This is a genomic window from Streptomyces sp. NPDC015220, assembly GCF_043079345.1.
Classification (GTDB): Bacteria; Actinomycetota; Actinomycetes; order Streptomycetales; family Streptomycetaceae; genus Streptomyces.
The window spans coordinates 884,497-901,651 of sequence record NZ_JBIBUK010000002.1 but is presented as its reverse complement, the minus strand read 5'-3'; the positions used below and the strand labels follow the sequence as shown (position 1 = coordinate 901,651).

Annotated in this window: 13 protein-coding genes; 8 read left to right on the top strand and 5 right to left on the bottom strand. The window is 73.0% G+C overall.

What is annotated here, in order from left to right; genetic code table 11:
* Window positions 1-181 precede the first annotated feature (181 nt).
* Window positions 182-1,534, top strand: coding sequence for a hypothetical protein (locus ACF061_RS08920; RefSeq protein WP_392266103.1), 1,353 nt, complete (start codon window positions 182-184; stop codon window positions 1,532-1,534).
* Window positions 1,535-1,833: 299 nt separating this feature from the next.
* Here the strand turns inward: ACF061_RS08920 and ACF061_RS08915 are convergent, their stop codons facing one another.
* The gene (locus ACF061_RS08915; RefSeq protein WP_392266102.1) at window positions 1,834-1,989 is read right to left on the bottom strand and encodes a hypothetical protein; all 156 of its coding nucleotides are present in this window, start codon (window positions 1,987-1,989) and stop codon (window positions 1,834-1,836) included.
* A gap of 335 nt (window positions 1,990-2,324) precedes the next feature.
* On the opposite strand from ACF061_RS08915, the gene ACF061_RS08910 reads away from it, so the two are divergent.
* Window positions 2,325-6,599, top strand: coding sequence for a molybdopterin-dependent oxidoreductase (locus ACF061_RS08910; RefSeq protein ID WP_392266101.1), 4,275 nt, complete (start codon window positions 2,325-2,327; stop codon window positions 6,597-6,599).
* Window positions 6,600-6,648: 49 nt separating this feature from the next.
* On the opposite strand, the gene ACF061_RS08905 is transcribed toward ACF061_RS08910, so the two are convergent.
* The 3 genes from ACF061_RS08905 to modA are packed head-to-tail and all read right to left on the bottom strand — an operon-like array spanning window position 6,649 to window position 9,427.
* Window positions 6,649-7,752, bottom strand: coding sequence for an ABC transporter ATP-binding protein (locus ACF061_RS08905; protein WP_392266100.1), 1,104 nt, complete (start codon window positions 7,750-7,752; stop codon window positions 6,649-6,651).
* Entirely contained in the window at window positions 7,749-8,597 is an 849-nt protein-coding gene (modB, locus tag ACF061_RS08900) for a molybdate ABC transporter permease subunit (RefSeq protein ID WP_392266099.1), read from the bottom strand. The genes ACF061_RS08905 and modB overlap by 4 nt, the downstream gene beginning before the upstream one ends.
* Window positions 8,594-9,427, bottom strand: coding sequence for a molybdate ABC transporter substrate-binding protein (gene modA / locus ACF061_RS08895; RefSeq protein WP_392266098.1), 834 nt, complete (start codon window positions 9,425-9,427; stop codon window positions 8,594-8,596). Before modA ends, modB begins: the two co-directional genes overlap by 4 nt.
* A 494-nt stretch (window positions 9,428-9,921) precedes the next feature.
* Between modA and ACF061_RS08890 the strand changes: the two genes are divergently transcribed.
* Window positions 9,922-10,404 carry a molybdopterin-dependent oxidoreductase gene (locus ACF061_RS08890; protein WP_392266097.1) on the top strand — a complete coding sequence of 161 codons (483 nt, stop codon included), beginning with the start codon at window positions 9,922-9,924 and terminating at the stop codon, window positions 10,402-10,404.
* A 660-nt stretch (window positions 10,405-11,064) separates the two neighbouring features.
* Here the strand turns inward: ACF061_RS08890 and ACF061_RS08885 are convergent.
* Window positions 11,065-11,502: a hypothetical protein gene (locus tag ACF061_RS08885; RefSeq protein WP_010353923.1), complete on the bottom strand. Its 438-nt coding sequence runs from the start codon at window positions 11,500-11,502 to the stop codon at window positions 11,065-11,067.
* Window positions 11,503-12,115: 613 nt separating this feature from the next.
* On the opposite strand from ACF061_RS08885, the gene hemL reads away from it, so the two are divergent.
* From hemL to ACF061_RS08860, 5 genes are all read left to right on the top strand, one after another.
* Window positions 12,116-13,432, top strand: coding sequence for a glutamate-1-semialdehyde 2,1-aminomutase (gene hemL / locus ACF061_RS08880; protein WP_392266096.1), 1,317 nt, complete (start codon window positions 12,116-12,118; stop codon window positions 13,430-13,432).
* A complete protein-coding gene (locus tag ACF061_RS08875) occupies window positions 13,429-14,121 on the top strand; it encodes a histidine phosphatase family protein (RefSeq protein ID WP_392266095.1) in 693 nt (230 codons plus the stop codon). Before hemL ends, ACF061_RS08875 begins: the two co-directional genes overlap by 4 nt.
* Window positions 14,122-14,354: 233 nt before the next feature.
* Window positions 14,355-15,653 carry a hypothetical protein gene (locus ACF061_RS08870; protein WP_392266094.1) on the top strand — a complete coding sequence of 433 codons (1,299 nt, stop codon included), beginning with the start codon at window positions 14,355-14,357 and terminating at the stop codon, window positions 15,651-15,653.
* A 66-nt stretch (window positions 15,654-15,719) separates the two neighbouring features.
* Window positions 15,720-16,385: a TlpA family protein disulfide reductase gene (locus ACF061_RS08865; protein ID WP_392266093.1), complete on the top strand. Its 666-nt coding sequence runs from the start codon at window positions 15,720-15,722 to the stop codon at window positions 16,383-16,385.
* Window positions 16,386-16,391: 6 nt separating this feature from the next.
* Entirely contained in the window at window positions 16,392-17,153 is a 762-nt protein-coding gene (locus ACF061_RS08860) for a cytochrome c biogenesis CcdA family protein (RefSeq protein ID WP_392266092.1), read from the top strand.
* The last annotated feature ends 2 nt before the right edge of the window (window positions 17,154-17,155 follow it).

Genomic DNA, 17,155 nt, shown 5'->3' with positions numbered 1-17,155 from the left:
ACCCGCGGCGCGGCCCAAGAGGCCCGGCGCCCGCTCCACGGCCGCCCGTCCCGTGCGGGACAGGTGCCCGGGCAGGTGGGCGTCGGACCGCGACGGCAGGGCCGGGCCCGCTCCGGCCCGGTCCCGGCCCGGGCGGCGCCGGGGCGCACGACGTTCACGTCACATGCCGGAGGAGTACGCCATGGCCCCCGACGCAGAGCCGCCACCGGACCACGCGGCGGGCGGCGAGCGCTCCGAGCTGGAACAACTGAGGGCACGCGTCGCCGCGTTGGAGTCCGGCCGGGCCGCACGGGCCCCGCACCACCGCTGGCGCGCCTTCTTCTCGGCGCTGCTCGTCGTCGTCGCCTGCGTCCTCGCCCCGCTCGCGGCGGTGGCCGCGTGGACCGCCTCCCAGGTGGACGACACCGACCGGTACGTCGCGACGGTGGCCCCGCTCGCCTCCGATCCCGCCGTCCAGGCGGCCGCGGCCAACCGGGTCACCGACGTGGTGATGCAGCACCTCGACCTGCCGGTCCTGCTGGAGGGGGCCGCGCCCGCCGACAGACCGCGCCTGGAGAAGGCGCTCGGCACGCTGGCGGGCCCCCTGGAGAACGCGGTGCGCGGATTCGTGCGGAGCAGGGCTCAGGACGTCATCGCCTCCGACGTGTTCCAGCGGATCTGGGTCGACGCCAACCGCCGGATCCACGCCGCGGTCGACAAGGCGCTGACCGGTGGCGGCGGCGCGGTGCGGGTCGGCAACCAGTCCGTGACCATCGACCTGGCCCCGGTCGTGGACCGGGTCAAGCAGCGCCTCGTCGACGAGGGCATGGCGGTCGCGGCGCGGATCCCGTCGATCCACACCGACTTCACCGTCCTGCGCTCCGACAGCCTCGGGAAACTCAAGACCTACCTCCGGGTGCTCCGGATCGCCGGGGTCTGGCTGCCGGTGCTGGCGGTGCTGCTCGTCGCCGCGGGCGTGCTGCTCTCCGTGCACCGCCGGCGCGTCCTCGTCGCCGCGGTGCTCGGCGCCGCGTTCACCATGCTGCTCCTCGGCCTCGGCCTCACGGTCTTCCGCGAGGTCTACCTGAACGCCCTCCCGGACACCGTCTCCCAGCCGGCGGCCGGGGCGATCTACGACACCCTGGTCCGGTTCCTGCGCACGTCCGTGCGGCGGGTCGTGGCGCTCGCCGTGGTGATCGCGCTGGCCGCCTGGCTGACCGGCCGGGGGCGCCGGGCGACCTTCGTGCGGGAGGCCTGGCGGTCGGGCATCCGCGCGGTCCGCGGCGCGGCGGACCGCGCGGGGTTCCGGGCGGGTCCGGTCGGCCCCTTCGTCCATCGCCGCCGGGCCTGGATCACCTGGATCCTGATCGCCGCGGCCGTCGTGACGTACCTCCTGTGGAGCTACCCCTCGGGGTGGGTGGTCCTCGCCATCGCGCTGGTGCTGCTGTTCGCCATGGCGTTGGTCGAGTTCCTCGGCGAGCCGGCCGGACCGGTCGGGCGGGCGGCGCCGCCGGCCTCCGGCCCCGAGCCGGGGGCGGCCTCCACGGTCGGCTGAGGTCGGCGCGCGCGGGAGAGCCATTTCGTTCGTTGGGCGATCGAAGTTCACGCCGAGGTACCCGGTCGGGAAAGACGGCGGCGGGAGGATCGTCGACACCGCGGCCGGCCGGTCGACCACGCGGTCGACCACGCCGTGCCGCTCGCCGGACGCCGGGGAGGAGCGGTCGGCGAAGGCCCGCGGGGTGGGGCCGCCGGGGGTTCGATATATTTACGCACGGTCGTGCATGACTCCCGTGCCGGCCGTCGGCGTTCCTCGGGGAGGGCGCGGTTCGGTCCTCCTGGTGAAGGTCTCGTCCGTCACCTGGGGGCAGGGGGGAGAAGCTGGTGCAGAACCACGGTGCGGCGCCGAACCTGTGCCGGGCGGTGGACCTGATCGGTGAGGCGTTCGCCGAACATCTCGTCCTCGACGCCCTCGGTGTCCTCGATGTCCTCGACCACCGAGGGCGCCGCCACGGCGGGCCGGCGGGACGTGGCCGGAGCGGTCCGGCGCCCACGCACGCGGGCGCGCGCGGGCGCCCCCGACGAGTGAGGGCCGGCGACGGGCCCCGTGTTCCGGTCCGGTCGAAGCCGCCCGGGGACCGGCCGGTGCCCGGGCCGTCGCCGTTCGGTCGCCGGTCACCGGAACGCCCCTCGCCGGGGAACGCTCCGGCGCGGCGCTCACACCGGCCCGCCCGGCCCTGTGCGGTGGGGTTAACCGCAGGCGATCGGGCGCGGAGACACCGGCGTAATGATCGGTTCGTACGGTCGTGAGGGACGGGATCGGACCGAGCAGAACAGGGGAGGCGCCGGTGGCCGCGCCGGGCTCGCGGAGCGAGGGCACGACGAAGGTGCGGACGGTCTGCTCCTACTGCGGGGTGGGCTGCGGGATCGTGCTCGACGTCGGCGAAGGCCCGGACGGACGGCGTACGGTCCTGCGGGCGACCGGTGACAAGGAGCACCCGGCGAACTTCGGCCGACTGTGCGCCAAGGGCGCGACCACCGCGGACCTGCTCGCCGCGCCCGGCCGGCTGACCACCGCGCTCGTCCGGCCGGACCGCGGCGAGGAGCCGAGGCCCGCGCCGCTCGCGGCCGCCGTCGCCGAGACCGCCCGCCGCCTGCGCCGGATCGTCGACGAGCACGGCCCCGACGCGGTCGCCCTCTACGTCTCCGGGCAGATGAGCCTGGAGGCCCAGTACCTGGCGAACAAGCTGGCCAAGGGCTTCCTGCGGACCAACCAGATCGAGTCGAACTCCCGGCTGTGCATGGCCAGTGCCGGCACCGGTTACAAGCTGTCGCTGGGCGCGGACGGGCCGCCCGGCTCGTACCAGGACTTCGACCGGGCCGACGTCTTCCTCGTCATCGGCTCCAACATGGCCGACTGCCACCCCGTCCTCTTCCTGCGGATGATGGACCGGGTGAAGTCGGCGGGCGCCAAGCTGATCGTCGTCGACCCGCGCCGCACCGCCACCGCCGCCAAGGCCGACCTGTTCCTCCAGATCAGGCCGGGCACGGACCTCGCGCTCCTCAACGGGCTGCTGCACCTGCTGCACGCCGACGGCCACACCGACCCCGACTTCATCGCCGCGCACACCGAGGGCTGGGAGGCGATGCCCGCCTTCCTCGCCGACTACCCGCCCGCGACCGTCGCCGCGATCACCGGCCTCCCGGAGGAGGACATCCGCGAGGCCGCCCGGCTGATCGGCGAGGCGGGGGAGTGGACGAGCTGCTGGACGATGGGCCTCAACCAGTCCACGCACGGCACCTGGAACACCAACGCCCTGGTCAACCTGCACCTCGCCACCGGCAAGATATGCCGTCCCGGCAGCGGTCCCTTCTCCCTCACCGGCCAGCCCAACGCCATGGGCGGCCGCGAGATGGGCTACATGGGGCCGGGGCTGCCCGGACAGCGGTCCGTGCTGGTCGACGCCGACCGGGAGTTCGTCGAGGAGCTGTGGGAGCTCCAGCCGGGCACCCTGCGCGCCGACGGCTCCGGCCGGGGCACCGTCGAGATGTTCCGGCGGATGGCCGACGGCGACATCAAGGCGTGCTGGATCATCTGCACGAACCCGGTCGCCTCCGTCGCCAACCGCAAGACGGTCATCGAGGGCCTGGAGGCCGCCGAGTTCGTCGTCACGCAGGACGTGTTCGCCGAGACGGAGACGAACGCGTACGCCGATGTCGTACTGCCCGGCGCGCTGTGGACCGAGACCGAGGGCGTCCTGGTCAACAGCGAGCGCAACCTCACCCTCGCCCGGCCGGCCGCCGACCCGCCCGGCGAGGCGACGGCGGACTGGCGGATCATCGCCGCCGTGGCCCGCGCCATGGGTTACGAGAAGGGTTTCTCGTACGACAGCGCCGAGGAGGTCTTCGAGGAGATCAAGCGCGCCTGGAACCCCGCGACCGGCTGGGACCTGCGCGGGGTGAGCTACGACAGGCTGCGGTCCACCCCGGTGCAGTGGCCGGCGGCGAGCGCGGACGGCGCCGACCGCAACCCGGTCCGGTACGTCGGCGAGGACGGCCGGCCGATCTTCCCGACGGCCGGCGGCCGCGCGGTCTTCCACGCCCGGCCGCACGTCCCGGCGGCCGAGATGCCCGACGACGACTACCCGTACGTGCTCAACACCGGTCGGCTCCAGAACCAGTGGCACACCCTGACGAAGACGGCCAGGGTGGCCCGGCTGAACAAGCTGGACCCCACCCCCTTCGTGGAGCTGCACCCGCGGGACGCGGCCGAACTGGGCATCGGCGAGGGGGACTCGGTGGAGGTCGCCTCGCGGCGCGGCCGGGCCGTGCTGCCCGCGGTCGTCACCGAGCGGGTGCTACCGGGCTGCTGCTTCGCGCCGTTCCACTGGAACGACCTGTTCGGCGAGTACCTGAGCGTCAACGCGGTGACCAGCGACGCCGTCGACCCGCTCTCCTTCCAGCCCGAGTTCAAGGTCTGCGCGGTCTCGCTGACCAGGGTGGCCACCCCGGTGACGGTACGACCGCCGGCCCTGGTGGCCGCACCGGCGACGGACCCGCCCGCCGCTACGGGGCCCGCACCGGCGCCCGTCCCGGGTCCCGCGGGCGCCGCGTGGCCGGCCGTCCTCGCCACCGCTCCCGCTCCCGGCCCGTTCGGGCTGGAAGCCGCGCCGCCGCCGGCCCTGGCCGAACCCGAGCGCCACTACCTGACCGGCTTCCTCGCCGGCATCCCGTTCGGCGGCCGGGGCGTCCCGGTGCTTCCGCCGGACGCCCCGTTCAGCCCGCAGCACGCCCTGTGGGTGAACGGCGTGCTGGCCGGCATGTACTCCAGGACCGGGGCGACGCCCGCCACCGCGCACCTCCCCGCCGGCTTCCCGCGGCCGGCCGGCCCGGCCGCGGACGTCGCGCCCCGCCCGGTCGTGGTCCTCTGGGCGTCGCAGACCGGCAACGCCGAGGAGTTCGCGGCCGGCGCGGCGGACCGGCTCACCGCGGCCGGCCACCCCGCCTCCCTCATGCCGATGGCGGAGGCGGACCCCGCCGCGCTGCCGTCCGACGCCGATCTGCTGCTGATCACCAGCACCTTCGGGGACGGTGACGCCCCGGACAACGGCGCCGGGTTCTGGGACGCCCTCGCCTCGGCCGGCGCCCCGCCCCTGACCGGCAGGCGCTACGCCGTCCTGGCCTTCGGCGATTCCTCCTACGACGACTTCTGCGGCCACGGCCGCCGCCTCGACCGGCGCATGGCGGAGCTGGAGGCCGTACCGCTGGCCCCGCGCACCGACTGCGAGCCGGACTACGAGACCGAGGCCGGAGCCTGGCTCGACCGGGTGCTCGCCGCCTTGCGGAACCCGGGGCACCCGCCCCCCGGCGCGGCCGCGGACCCGTCCTCCGTCCCGCCCCTCACCCCGGTCGCCCGTCCGGCCCCCGGCGCGGCCGCGGACCCGGCCACCGGCCCGGCCGCGACCCCGGCCCCCGCCGCCCCGGCGACGGCCCGGCCGGGCCGCCCCGCCCTCGTGACCGCCCGTCTCACCGGCAACCGCCTGCTGAGCCTGCCCGGAGCGGGCAAGGAGGTCCGGCGCTTCACCTTCGACACCCGGGACAGCGGCACTCCGCTCGGCTACGAGACCGGGGACGCCCTGGCGGTGCAGCCGGTCAACCGGCCGGAACTCGTGGCGGAGTGGCTGGCCGTCACCGGCCTGGCGGCGGACGCGCCCGTCCAGCTCGGGAACGCCGGGGAGCTGCCCCTCGCCGAGGCCCTGCTGCGCCATCTGGACATCACCCGTATCACTCCCGACCTGCTGCGCTTCGTCGCCGACCGCGCGCACGACCCGCGCGAGCCGCGGAAGTTGCTGCGCACGGACAACAAGGGCGAGCTGGCACGGTGGTCCTGGGGACGTCAAGCGGTCGACGTGGTGGCCGAGTTCGGCGTCCGGGCCGCGGCGCAGGAGTGGGCCGACGTCCTGGGACGCCTGCAACCCCGCCGGTACTCCATATCCTCCAGCCCGCTGACCGACCCCCACCTGGTGTCGCTGACGGTCTCCGTCGTCCGCTACGAGAACCGGGACGGCCGCCCGCGTCAGGGGGTGTGCTCCCCCTTCCTCGCCGACGCCGATCCCGGCACCCCGGTGCCGGTCCGCGTCCAGCGGGCGCCGCACTTCCGCCCGCCCGCCGACCCCGCCACCCCCGCGGTGATGGTCGGCCCGGGCACCGGCATCGCCCCCTTCGTCGGGTTCCTGGAGGAACGCCGGGCCCGCGGCCACCGCGCCCGCAACTGGCTGTTCTTCGGCGAACAGCACCGGGCGACCGACTTCTACTACGAGCAGGAGCTGGCCGCGTTCCGGTCCGGGGGCACGCTCACCCGGCTGGACACCGCCTTCTCCCGCGACCGGCGCGCCAAGGTCTACGTCCAGGACCGGATGCGCGAACACGGTTCGCTGCTGTGGTCCTGGCTCCAGGACGGCGCCCACTTCTACGTCTGCGGCGACGCCTCCCGCATGGCCAGGGACGTCGACCGGGCCCTGCGGGAGATCGCCGCCCTCCACGGCGGGCTGGACGAGGCCGAGGCGGCGGCCTACGTCAAACAGCTCGCCGCCGACAAACGCTATGCGCGCGACGTGTACTGAGCACGGCCGGCCGGCCGGCCGGCCGGGCGGCCGGGTGGGCCGGCCGTGCTCAGGCGAGGTAGGCGTGGGTCTGGGCCGCCTTGACCGCCGCCCACACGGTGGCCCCGGGCCGCAGGTCGAGTTCGGCCGCGGCGACCGTGGTCAGGTCGGCGGCCAGGGGCAGCTCGCCGGTGAGGTCGGCGCGTACCCGGTCGCCGTGGGTCTCCAGGCCGGCCACCTCGCAGCGCCAGAGGTTGCGGGCGCTGGAGCCGGTGGGACGGTCCCGGTGCAGGGTCACCGCGCCGGGCGGGAAGGCGACGAACACCGGGCCGGTGAGGTCCTCGGTGGTCGTGATCTGGGGGCCGCCGTCCACCCGCACCGTGTGTCCCCGGGCCTGCCCCCGGTAGAGGTTGAGCCCGACCAGCCGGGCGATGTAGTCGGTGCGCGGGTGGCGGGCGATGTCCGAGGGGGCGCCCTCCTGGACGACACGGCCGTCCTCCACGACGACGAGGCGGTCGGCCAGGACCATGGCGTCCAGCGGGTCGTGCGTGACGAGCACGGCGACCGCCTCGAAGTCGGCCAGATGGCGGCGGAGCTGGGCGCGGACGTCTAGGCGGGTCCGGGCGTCGAGGGCGGCGAGCGGCTCGTCGAGGAGCAGCAGCCGGGGACGGGTGGCCAGGGCGCGGGCGAGGGCGACGCGCTGGGCCTGCCCGCCGGAGAGCCGGCGGGGCTTGGCGGACGCGTGTTCGGCCAGACCCATCCGCTCCAGCCACGCGGCGGCCTGGGCCCGGGCCTCCGCCTTGCCCACGCCGTGGCAGCGCGGCCCGAAGGCCACGTTGTCCAGCGCGGACAGGTGGGGGAAGAGCAGGTAGTCCTGGAAGACGACCCCGACCGGGCGGGACTCCGGGGGCGTGCGGTCCAGCTCCACGCCGTCGAGCAGGAGCCGGCCGGCGGTGAGCGGGACGAGTCCGGCCAGGGCCCGCAGGGCGGTCGTCTTGCCGGCGCCGTTGGGGCCGAGCAGGGCGACCACCTCGCCGGGCGTCGCGCTCAGCGTGACGTCGAGGCGGAAGGAACCGCGTTCGACCACCAGGTGGGCGTCGAGCCCGGCACCGGGCCCGCCGGGAGTGCCGGCCGTCGCCCGCCGGTCCACGGTGTCCTTCTCGGTGCCGGTCATGAGGCGGCCGTCCAGCGGTCCCGCAGCCCCGCGAGCACCGCGATCGAGACGGCCAGCAGCACCAGGCTGAGGGCGATGGCCGCCTCCGGGTCGTTCTGGAGGGCGAGGTAGACGGCCAGGGGCATGGTCTGGGTACGGCCGGGGAAGTTGCCGGCGAAGGTGATCGTCGCGCCGAACTCGCCCAGTGCCCTGGCCCAGGCCAGTACGGCGCCGGCCGCGACGCCGGGGGCGATGAGCGGCAGGGTGACCCGGCGGAAGGCGGTGAAGCGGGAGGCGCCCAGCGTCGTGGCGGCCTCCTCGTAGCGGGGGTCGGCGGCGCGCAGCGTGCCCTCGACGCTGATGACGAGGAACGGCATCGCCACGAACGCCTCGGCCACGATGACACCGGTGGTGGTGAACGGCAGCGTGATCCCGAACCAGGAGTCCAGCGACCGTCCGACGACTCCGTTGCGTCCGAGCGCCATGAGCAGGGCCACACCGCCCACCACGGGCGGCAGCACGAGCGGCAGGGTCACCAGGGCGCGTACGAGCCCGCGCCCGGGAAACTCAACCCGGGCCAGCAGCCAGGCGAGCGGGACCCCGATCACCAGGCTCACCGCGGTGGCCGCGGTCGCGCAGACCAGGGACAGCCGGAGCGCCTGCCAGACCTCGGTGCTGGTCAGCAGGGCGGGCATGCTCCGCCAGGGCGCCCGGACGAGCAGGGCGACGAGCGGGAGGACCAGGAACGCCAGGCCGATCAGCGCGGGCAGGAGGAGCGGCAGCGGGGCGCCGCCGCGGACACGGCGGCGCCGCGGCCCACCCGTGCGGGGGTCGGCCGCGGCGCCGGTCTTCTCGAACGGGGTCACGGCTTGAGGAACCCGGCCCCGCTCAGCACCCGCTGGCCCTCGGGGGACCGCACCAGGGCGATGAACGCCTTGGCGGCCGCGGTGTTCTCGGCGTCCTTGAGCAGGGCGATCGGGTAGTCGTTGACGGCCTTGGCCGACTCGGGGAACTCCACGCCCTCCACCTTGCCACCCGCGGCCTTCACATCGGTCCTGTAGACCACCGCGGCGTCGGCCTCCTTCAGCACCACCTTGTTCAGGGCGGACTTGACGTCCTCCTCGTAGGAGGCGGGGGTGAGCTCGATGCCGCTGCCGTCCAGCGCCTTCTGGGCGGCGGCACCGCACGGCACCGTCCTGTCGCACAGCACGACCTTCAGGTCCGACTTGGCGAGGTCCTTCAGGGAGGCGATCCTGTCCGGGTTGCCCGGCAGGGTGGCGATCTCCAACTGGTTGCGCACGAAGGTGGCGGGCGTGCCGGCCGCGGCGCCCTTGTCCGTGACGATCTTCATCGTCTTCGGGCTGGCGGCGGCGAACACGTCCGCCGGGGCGCCACCGGTGATGCCGGCCGCGAGGCTGTCGCTGCCGCCGAAGCTGAAGGTGACCTTGGTCCCCGGGTGCTGCTTCTCGAACTCCTTGCCCAGCGCCGTGAAGCTCTCCTTCAGCGATGCGGCGGCGAAGACGGTCACGGTGCCGGACACCTTGTCCGGCGAGGCGGAGTCCGACTTCGCGGGGGAGCCGGACTTCGCGGCGGAGTCCGAGTCGGAGGACGAGCAGGCGCTCAGGGCCAGCAGCGCGGCGGCGCCTGCGCCGGCCACCTGAAGCATCCGGCTGGTCCGGCGCGCGGAACGGGTCATCACGGGTCCACTCCCTCAAGGTCCTGACGGACCCATCTCTGGTCCTTACGGACTCATCTGCGGTCCTGACGGACTCGGCTTACGGTCTTTGCGACGACCACGTCGGTCGACTTGAACGCGGCAACCGCCGGAGCAGCGGGCTCCGGGAAACCGGTCGCGGTCCGGGAAGCCGGTGGGCTCCCCGCTCGGCCCGGTCCAGTCGCCGGGCGCGGGCCGCGAGGGCCGGCCGGGGGGTGGTCCGGCGGCCCCGTCCCGTCGTGACCGGCAGTGGTTCCCCGCCGTCGACCGGACGCCTCACCGTGTCGGCGCCGCCGCCGGTCAAGGCGGCCGCGTCCCTGGATCCGGTAGGTGTGCACACGCCGATGATAGTGCCGCAGATGCGAGGGAAAAGTCTCTCGTCTTATCGCATCAGCCCGATCTTCGAAGCGGCAGGCTGGTATGTGCGTTTGTACGGGGCCGGTGTCCGGGTACGGTTCCCGCGGAGGTGATAGCCCGTGAGCCAGTCCCTCGCAGACGCCGGTACGGCCGTCGGCCCGGTGGCGGAACTCGTCCTCGACGGCGACCTGGGCCGTCCGGCCCGTCTGACCGTGTCCGACCTTCTCGTCTGGCCCCAGCACCGGGCGCAGGTCGCGTTCGAGTGCGCCACCAGCGGCGTACAGCACCACCGCTTCACCGGACCGCTCCTGCACGACGTCCTCAACGACGCGGGGCCCGTCTTCGACCCGGCCCGCCGCAAGGACCGCCTGCGCTTCGTGATCGCCGTACGAGGCGCGGACGGCCACCACGCGGTGCTGTCCTGGGCGGAGATCGACCCCGACTTCGGCCGGGCCCCGGTCCTGCTCGCGGTCACCTTCGACGACACCCCGCTCGACCGCGCCGGCTCCCAGTTGGTCCTGCCCCAGGACCGCTGCGGGGCCCGGTACATCAGCGGCATCCAGGCCATCCGGGTGGACGGGGGGTACGCGGCCTGGACCTGACGGCGGGACGCGCGGAGCGGCGCGCCGGGCGGGAGTCCGGCGCCTGCCGCGCGCGGCCGTGCCCGCTACACGCGGCCGTGCCCTCTCCGGCCGGTCACGGCCGCGTCGCGCGGGGCCGGCCACACCCGTTCGCGGGTCAGCGGCGGCTCGGTGAAGCGCACACCGGTCGCGTCCCGCAGGGCGTTGGCGAAGGCGGGGGCGACCGGGTTGAACGGGCTCTGGCAGGACCGGCCCGGATCCCCACCCGTGCCATGACCTCGTCCACCGCGAGCGCCGTGACGGTCCCGCTGAGCGCAGTGTGCCGTCGAGACCGGGCTTCGCCGCCGGGCAGGAAGTGCCGGCGGATGTGCATGACGCTCACGAGCGAGTCGTGCGGGCCGGGTTCGACAGCCGTCCCGTGTCCGGCTGACGGCTACTCGGTCCCGAAGGGCCTTGACCACGACCGCGTACCTCGGTGAGTCGGCGAAGGGTTGCTGTGGCTGAGGCCGTGGCCTGTTCGGCCTCCCCCTGGTGGAGCTGGGCGGAGGGCGGGCTGGGCGGTCGCGAGGGCTCTGTCGTGTCGGAAGGCGCCATCGATGCGCCCCGGCCGCCTCTCGTCCCCCTCCGGCACGCAAAAGGGCGGGGCCCGAAGACCCCGCCCGATCCACGGGAAACCCCGGCTCAGGGCCACACCAGGCAGTACGGCTGATGCCCCGCCTCGTGCAGCCGGTGGCTGAAGTCCTGCCACTCGTGCAGCAGTTGGTAGACGTTGAAGGCGTCCCTGGGGCCGCCGCGGTCCGGGACGGTGGACCAGATGAAGGCGGCCGCGCCGACCGCTTCCTCGCCGATGTCGCGGAGGGGGTCGACGACGGTCATCGGGAGTTTCACGACCGCGTAGTCGGGGTGCAGGACGACCAGTTCCAGGGGCGGGACCTTGTGCAGGGGGACACCCTCGATGCCGGTCAGCACCATGGCGGCCATCGTCTCCGGCTTGATCTTGGTGAACATGCCGTTCATGCCGAGCTCGTCGCCGCCGAGTTCCTCGGGGCGCATCGAGATCGGGACGCGGGCCGCGGTCGCGCCGTCGGGCGCGCCGAAGTACTTGTACGTCACCCCCACCCGACCACCATTCCCGCTCCCGGCCCGAAGGCGGTCGGCCCGGCGGTCGATCCGGCGATCGACGCGCCGGTCGAGCCGCTCGGGCTCACCCGGTACGCCCTGTTCCTGACGTGTTTCGGCCGCTTCCTCCGCCTCGCGCCGGTGCCTTCCCCGCCGGGCACGTCGAGGACCCAGGTCGTCAGTCCCCTCGCCCAGTCCGCCACCGCGATGCATATCTCCACCCGACTGCTTTTCTAGGACGCGTGGCCCCCGCCGCGCAACCCGATCATCGTGTCAGTGACCTCCCCCACGGCCGCACGCCGAAACGTACGCCGAAACATCTGCCCGCGGGATCTTCGCGGCCCTCGAGACGACGCTGACACGACTCTGACACGACCCTTCGCCCTGTCCGTACGTACGAGAAGGCCAGTTTCTCAGATGGGCGGCGTGGAATCCGCTTCTTCCGCCTGCCGACGGACCGGGGTCACCCGTACCGCCCCCGAGGAGGCGCCCCGGGCGGGCCGCGTCCGCCCCGCTCCCCTCCCGGGCCGCGGAGCCCACTGGCCTACCCTGAACAGGTCAGTGCCCACCGGATTTATGAGAAACCGCCGAGAAATCGGAGAAGTCGCAGGTCATGAGCGAACTGCCATATCCATACGAAGCCCCCGTCTCGCAGGCGCTGTTCGACCGTGCGGCGGCCGTCACGCCCGGCGGCGTGAACTCGCCGGTGCGTGCCTTCCGCGCCGTGGGCGGAACGCCCCGGTTCATGGTGTCCGGCAGCGGCCCGTACCTGACGGACGCCGACGGGCGGGAGTACGTCGACCTCGTGTGTTCCTGGGGGCCGATGATCCTCGGGCACGGCCGGCCCGAGGTGATCGCCGCCGTGCGGGAGGCCGTCTCGCGCGGCACCTCCTTCGGAACGCCCGGTGAGGGCGAGGTCGCGCTCGCCGAGGAGATGGTGAACCGGGTCGGGCCGCTGGAGCAGGTGCGGCTCGTCTCCAGTGGCACCGAGGCCACCATGTCCGCCATCCGGCTCGCCCGCGGGTTCACCCGGCGGACCAAGGTGATCAAGTTCGCCGGGTGCTACCACGGGCACGTCGACTCGTTGCTCGCCTCGGCCGGGTCGGGCGTCGCCACCTTCGCGCTGCCCGACACGCCGGGCGTCACGGGCGCCCAGGCCGGCGACACGATCGTGCTGCCGTACAACGACCTCGACGCCGTGCGGGCCGCCTTCGCCGCCCACCCGGACGAGATCGCCTGTGTGATCACCGAGGCCTCGCCCGGCAACATGGGCGTCGTCCCGCCGCTGCCCGGGTTCAACCAGGGGCTGAAGGACATCTGCCGCGGCAACGGCGCGCTGTACATCTCCGACGAGGTCATGACCGGGTTCCGCACCAGCCGCGCCGGCTGGTTCGGCGTCGACGGGGTCGAGCCCGACCTGATGACCTTCGGGAAGGTGATGGGCGGCGGGTTCCCGGCCGCCGCGTTCGGCGGGCGCGCCGACGTCATGGCGCACCTGGCCCCGGCCGGGCCGGTCTACCAGGCCGGCACCCTGTCCGGGAACCCGGTCGCCACCGCCGCCGGGCTCGCCCAGCTCCGGCTGCTCGACGACGCCGCCTACGTCAAGGTGAACGCCGTCTCGCAGCGGATCCAGGCCATGGTCTCCGAGGCCCTGACCAAGGAAGGCGTGGCGCACACCCTGCAGAACGCCTCCAACATGTTCTCGGTGTTCTTCACCGACCGGCCGGTGCGCGACTACGACGACGCCAAGGCGCAGGAGTCGTACCGCTTCACCGCGTTCTTCCACGCGATGCTGGCGAACGGCGTCTACCTGCCGCCGTCGTCCTTCGAGTCCTGGTTCGTCTCCACCGCCCACGACGAGCAGGCCCTCCAGCGGATCGCCGACGCCCTTCCGGCGGCGGCCCGGGCGGCTGCGGAGGCCACGGCATGAGCGGGAACCGGGACAGCAAGGACATCACCGTCGTCCACCTGATGCGGCACGGCGAGGTGGAGAACCCGACCGGGGTGCTGTACGGGCGGCTGCCCGGCTACCACCTCTCGGACCTCGGCCGGCGGATGGCCGAGCGGGTCGCCGAGCACCTCGCCCCGCGGGACATCACCTACGCGGTCGCCTCCCCGCTGGAGCGGGCGCAGGAGACGGCGACGCCGATCGCCAAGGCGCACGGGCTCGACCTGGACACCGACGAGCGGCTGATCGAGGCGGAGAACGTCTTCCAGGGCAAGACCTTCGGCGTCGGTGACGGCGCGCTGCGCCGGCCCGGGAACTGGAAGCACGTGGTCAACCCGTTCAAGCCGTCCTGGGGCGAGCCGTACATCGATCAGGTGGTGCGCATGATGGGCGCGCTGAACGCGGCGAAGGACAAGGCGCGCGGGCACGAAGCGGTGCTGGTGAGCCACCAGTTGCCGATCTGGATCGTGCGCTCCTACGTCGAGCGCCGGCGGCTGTGGCATGATCCGCGCAAGCGGCAGTGCACACTCGCCTCGCTGACGACGTTCACGTACCAGGGCGACCGGATCGTCTCCGTCGGCTACAGCGAACCGGCCCGGGATCTGGTGCCGGCTCATCTCCTCGCGGGCGCCAAGCCGGTGAAGGGGCAGGGCAAGGCGTTCGGGGCGTAGCGCGCCCGGGGACCTGCCGCCGGACCCCCGCCCGGCCCGCCCACCGGGTGGACGTCGGGCGCCCGACGGCAGGACCTACCCCACGGAGCGTAAGGACGCCGTAAGCCCACGGTCACAAACGAACAGTTTCCATGTGTTTGTTGTGAAATTCATATCCATTCGCGCAACCTTCGTGTCCGTCGCGGCCTCTGAGTGGGTGACCACATCACAGGACGTGACGGATCGGGGAACTCATGCGCACCTTCTCCCGGAGGGGAATGCTCGGCCTGGGCGCGGGCACCGCGGCAGCCGTCGGGCTCGCGGGCTGCGGCGCTCTCAAGTCTTCGGACGGCTCGGGTCACGCCGGCGGTTCCGGTTCGGGCAAGGGTTCGCACGGCAAGGGCACGCAGGCCCCCGCGCGCCTCATCGGCGACGGCTCGACCTCGTTCACCGGCAAGCAGCCGCGCCAGCCCGCCAAGCCGACGCCGCTGGAGCCCGGTCAGACCCCGCCGCAGTTCGTCGTCTTCTCCTGGGACGGGGCCGGCGAGGTCGGCAACGGCCTCTTCCCGCGCTTCCTGGACCTGGCCAAGCAGCACGACGCGCACATGACCTTCTTCCTCTCCGGGCTCTATCTGCTGCCCGAGGGCAAGAAGCGGCTCTACGACCCGCCGAACAACCCGCGCGGCGCCTCCGACATCGGCTACCTCACCGACGAGCACGTCAAGGCCACGCTCACCAACGTGCGCCGGGCCTGGCTCGAGGGCCACGAGATCGGCACCCACTTCAACGGCCACTTCTGCGGCGAGACCCACGGCTCGGTCAAGTGGTGGACGCCGCAGCAGTGGCGCAGCGAGATCGACCAGGCCAAGTCCTTCGTCAAGCAGTGGAAGACCAACACCGGCTGGCACGACCTGCCCGCCCTGCCCTTCGACTACGACAAGGAACTGGCCGGCGGCCGTACCCCCTGTCTGCTCGGCCAGGACCACCTCCTGCCCACCGCCCGCGAGCTGGGCTGGCGCTACGACGCCTCCTCGCCCGGCGGCCTCCAGGTGTGGCCGGTGAAGAAGCTGGGCATATGGGACCTGCCGTTGCAGCAGATACCTTTCCCCGGCCACTCGTTCCAGGTCCTCTCGATGGACTACAACATGCTCGCCAACCAGTCGGTGAACTCCACCAAGGCGCCGCCCGCCAACTACCCCGGCTGGCGACAGCAGTCCGCGCAGGCCTACATCCAGGGCTTCGAACGGGCATATCAGACAAACAGGGCGCCATTCTTCATCGGCAACCACTTCGAGCAGTGGAACGGCGGGATCTACATGGACTCCGTCGAAGAGGCCTTCAAGCACATCGTGGCGGAGCGGGACAAGGGCGCGGACGTGCGCCTGGTCTCCTTCAAGCAGTTCGTCGAATGGCTGGACGTGCAGAAGCCGGAGATGCTCGCCAAGCTGCGCACCCTCGGGGTCGGGCAGCAGCCCGCCGGCGGCTGGAAGGCGTTCACGCAGGACACCGCCGCCGGCGCCGGGACCGGCAAGGGCACCTCGGGCACCGCCTGAAATGCGGTTTTCCGCCCGCGAGGGGGGCGGGCAAGATCCCCGGAACAGGCATGCGAAACTTTTCACATGAGTGCCGTCAGCCGCGCCCCCCAGTGCTCGAACCGGGCGAACCGCACGTCCAGTCCGCACCGCACGCGCAGGAGCCGTGTCCGTGGCCGCGCCGCCCTGCTCGCCGCCGGGACCGCCGCCCTGGCACTCGCCCTGTCCGCGTGCGGCTCCGGAGGCACCACCGGCGGCTCGGGCAACACCAACTTCATCACCGGCTCCGACGGCATCGCGACCGTGAAGAAGGGCGAACGCAAGCCCGCCCCCGACCTCTCCGGCAAGACCATCGACGGCAAGCGGCTCGACATCGCCTCCTACAAGGGCAAGGTCGTCGTCCTGAACGTCTGGGGCTCCTGGTGCTCGCCCTGCCGGGCCGAGGCGCCCAACCTGGTCAAGGTCGCCGAGGACAACGCCGGCAAGGGCGTGCAGTTCGTCGGCATCAACACCCGCGACACCAGCACCCAGCCGGCCATCCAGTTCGAGAAGCACTACGGTGTGCCGTACCCGAGCCTGTACGACCCCACCGGCAAGCTGATGCTCCGCTTCAAGAAGGGCACCCTCAACCCGCAGCTCATCCCGACCACGATCATCGTCGACCGGGACGGGAACATCGCGGCGCGCGCCCTTCAGGGGCTCAGCGAGGAGAAGCTGCGCAAGATGCTCGACCCGGTCGTCGCGGAGAAGTGAGCCGTCGTGCTACTGGCCGCAGCCACTGACACCAACCACACGGTCTTCAGCGGAGCCCTGCTGCTCGCGCTGCCCGTCGCCATGCTCGGCGGACTCGTCTCCTTCTTCTCGCCGTGCGTCCTGCCGCTCGTGCCCGGCTACCTGTCCTACGTGACGGGTGTCACCGGCACCGACCTGGGTGAGGCGCGGCGCGGCCGGATGACCGCCGGCGCCTCCCTCTTCGTCCTCGGCTTCTCCGCCGTGTTCGTCTCCGGCGGCGCCCTGTTCGGATACTTCGGCCAGAACCTCCAGGACCAGAAGGGCCCCCTCACCAAGGTGCTGGGCGTGCTCATGATCCTCATGGGTGTGTTCTTCATGGGCCTGATGCCCTGGCTGACCCAGCGTGAGTTCCGCTTCCACAGGCGGCCGAGCACCGGCCTGATCGGCGCGCCGCTGCTCGGCGCGCTGTTCGGCATCGGCTGGACCCCGTGCATCGGCCCGACGCTCTCCGCCGTCCAGACGCTCTCCTTCCAGCAGGCCAGTGCCGGGCGCGGCGCCCTGCTGACCGTCGCCTACTGCGCCGGGCTCGGCATCCCGTTCGTGCTCACCGCGGTCGCCTTCCGCAAGGCGCTCGGCGCCTTCGGCTGGGTCAAGCGCCACTATGTCTGGGTGATGCGCATCGGCGGCACGATGATGATCGCGACCGGTGTGCTCCTGCTCACCGGCGCCTGGGACCGGCTGGTGCAGGAGATGCAGACCTGGTCCGACGGCTTCACTGTGGGGATCTGATC

Bases quoted from the DNA above. Each gene is read 5' to 3' on its own strand.
- ACF061_RS08875 (WP_392266095.1), top strand. From the start codon at position 13,429: ATGAGCGGGAACCGGGACAGCAAGGACATCACCGTCGTCCACCTGATG.
- modA (WP_392266098.1), bottom strand. From the start codon at position 9,427: ATGACCCGTTCCGCGCGCCGGACCAGCCGGATGCTTCAGGTGGCCGGC.
- ACF061_RS08920 (WP_392266103.1), top strand. From the start codon at position 182: ATGGCCCCCGACGCAGAGCCGCCACCGGACCACGCGGCGGGCGGCGAG.
- ACF061_RS08865 (WP_392266093.1), top strand. From the start codon at position 15,720: ATGAGTGCCGTCAGCCGCGCCCCCCAGTGCTCGAACCGGGCGAACCGC.
- ACF061_RS08870 (WP_392266094.1), top strand. From the start codon at position 14,355: ATGCGCACCTTCTCCCGGAGGGGAATGCTCGGCCTGGGCGCGGGCACC.
- hemL (WP_392266096.1), top strand. From the start codon at position 12,116: ATGAGCGAACTGCCATATCCATACGAAGCCCCCGTCTCGCAGGCGCTG.
- ACF061_RS08905 (WP_392266100.1), bottom strand. From the start codon at position 7,752: ATGACCGGCACCGAGAAGGACACCGTGGACCGGCGGGCGACGGCCGGC.